The sequence below is a fragment of the Rhizobium giardinii bv. giardinii H152 genome, assembly GCF_000379605.1.
In the GTDB taxonomy this organism is placed as follows: Bacteria; Pseudomonadota; Alphaproteobacteria; order Rhizobiales; family Rhizobiaceae; genus Pararhizobium; species Pararhizobium giardinii.
The window spans coordinates 1-2502 of sequence record NZ_KB902718.1; the positions used below are offsets into that span (position 1 = coordinate 1).

General features: G+C 55.6%; 3 protein-coding genes. All 3 read left to right on the forward strand.

Going from position 1 to position 2502, the window contains the following annotated elements:
• The coding region (locus A3AY_RS0128425) for an AMP-binding protein (RefSeq protein ID WP_018329070.1) at positions 1-793 on the forward strand (793 nt) is incomplete at its 5' end.
• Between the two features lie 111 nt (positions 794-904).
• The gene (gene proC, locus A3AY_RS0128430; RefSeq protein WP_018329071.1) at positions 905-1768 is read left to right on the forward strand and encodes a pyrroline-5-carboxylate reductase; all 864 of its coding nucleotides are present in this window, start codon (positions 905-907) and stop codon (positions 1766-1768) included.
• Positions 1769-2502: ornithine cyclodeaminase family protein (locus A3AY_RS0128435; protein ID WP_018329072.1), on the forward strand; the 734-nt coding region annotated here is incomplete at its 3' end.

The following is a 2502-nucleotide window of genomic DNA, read 5'->3' on the forward strand; positions in this document are numbered from 1 at the left end:
TTATCTGGGTGGCATTCTTCAGATTTTGCTGAAACAGCCGGAGAGTCCGCTTGATCGTCAACATTCTGTTCGGGTCGCGTGGGGTGGTGGGTGCCCCAAAGACGTCTGGCCGGAATTTCGTGATCGCTTCGGTGTCGAGATCCGGGAATGCTATGGAATGACCGAAGCCTCGAGTATTACAACCAGCAACACGAAAGGTGTCGTTGGCTCCGTCGGAAAGTCGATGCCCTGGTTTTCTGTTTCGATCGAGGATGAGCTGGGCAACCCTGTTGCCAGCGGCAATCGAGGAGAGATCGTGGTCAGATCCTCGCTCGAGGGCGCTCTTTTCAAGGGTTATCTCCGCAACCAGGAAGCAACGGGAAAAGCGCTCGTAAACGGCGCCCTTCGCACTGGAGACGCAGGCACGTTAGACGGAGACGGAAACTTGTGGTTCCACGGCCGGATGACAGACAGCGTCCGGTGTAAGGGAGAGAATGTTTCTGCTTGGGAAGTGGAGCATGTCGCGGGTAATCATCCGGCTGTTGAAGACTGCGCCATGATCGGAGTAGCTGCCGATGTGGGTGAGCAGGACATCAAATTGTTCGTGAAAGCGAAGAACGGAAAAGTTATCGAGCCTGAGCATCTATCTCACTGGCTTTCCGATCGCCTCGCCTCCTACCAGAACCCTCGCTACATCGCAGTGGTGAAGGAATTTGAGCGCACGCCAAGTCAGAGGATCATGAAACATTTGCTTCCCAAAGATCTAAACGATTGCTGGGATCGGCTGGCAGCAAAAGAGCAAGCTCGCGCTTAGGCTGGGGCATTAGACCTGCAGCCCCACTGCGCGGAATGCAAGCTTGAGAATCGAGGCCTTGATTTTTGCGTCCGGGGCGCAAGAGCGGGGGCGGGACAGGGGAATGGTAATATGAACCGCACATCAATCAAACTAGATGAACCCTTTATACTCGTCGGTTGCGGCAACATGGGCTATGCACTGCTTCGGGGATGGGTCGATACGTCTACTGTCGATGCCGTCGCTGTCCACGTCGTCGAGCCAGTCACAGTTCTGCGGGAGAGAGCCGTAGCGCTGGGCGTGAATACCCATGAGACCTGGGAGACGCTACCGGCGAAAGCAGGACTCGTCGTCTTCGCAGTTAAGCCTCAAGTTTTCGAAAATGAGCTACCTCCCTATCAGCGCTTTTCAGATGGCGCCGTTTTCGTGAGCATCGCGGCGGGCGTTCCCTCTGGGAAGTTGAAACTATTGCTTGGATCTCCGCGTATCGTGCGTGCGATGCCGAACACCCCGACCGCTATCGGAAAAGGGTCAACGATTATTTTTGCCGATAGTGCTGTAGAAGACGGCGAGCTTGAGAACGTCGTATCTCTCTTCAAAGCCGGCGGTGCGGTTCATCAGGTCACACGAGAAGACCTTATAGACGCGGCCACAGCAATAAGCGGGTCGGGGCCGGCATACATTTTCTACCTCATCGAGTGCTTGAGTGACGCGGCTCGTGAACTAGGTCTGCCGGCGGAGATAGCAAGCAAACTTGCCAAAGAGACCGTCCACGGTGCTGCGGCTCTAGCTTTTGCATCTAACGACGACCCAGCGGAGCTTCGACGGCAAGTTACAAGCCCCAACGGCACCACTGCGGCGGCTATGTCGGTCCTTACGGCAGAAAGCGCACTCTCCGCACTCATAATGCGCACTGCCAAGGCAGCTTTTCACCGATCATTGGAACTTGGTAGAGCAGCGGAACTTGGATCAACGCCGAGCGGCCAGGGGGACTAAATGACAGACGACATCTTATACCTGAATGCATCAGACATAGATCAATTGAACATCTCGCCATCTGATCTGCGGGCGGTGCTTCGAAAGGCATTTGAAGCCTATAGTTCAAGTGAACTGCGGATCCCTTCCAAGCAGACAGTGAGAGCCGCACCAGATCGATATTTTCAGACGATGGCTGCGGTTTGCAACGAACCTCCTTTCGCGGCTGTAAAGTGGGTGAGTGTCGTAGGAACGAACTCTCAGCGAGGACTGCCGAATGTTAATGGCCTGATCATCCTCGGCGACGGTGAAACCGGATTGCCGCTCGCAGTCGTGGATGGCAACCGCCTCACAGTCATGAGGACCGCTGCCATGTCTGCCCTAGCGTCTGAGTACCTTGCATCACCAGCTAGCACTTCGCTAGGCTTCGTAGGATGTGGGGCACAGGCATACGGGCATCTGACGGCACTGCGAGATTTGCTTCCGGGCTTGACTGACATCGTATGCTTCGATCGCCGCATCGAGTCCGCGGTATCGCTCGCTGCGCACGCCGACGCAAACGGCGCCAGCGGTCGAACCACCACCAGTCCAGATGATGTCCTCCAATGCGACATCGTTGTCTCGACCGTTCCGAGTGTCGCAGGTATGGAGCCGTTCCTCGATGCGTGGAAGCTGAAGGCGGGCAGCCTGGCTATCGCTATCGATATGGGACGATCCTGGTTGCCTGATAGTCTTGGAGCATTTAACTGTTTCAT

What these genes read in the sequence shown, in the direction of transcription:
- proC (WP_018329071.1), top strand. Translation starts at nt 905, where the DNA reads ATGAACCGCACATCAATCAAACTAGATGAACCCTTTATACTCGTCGGT.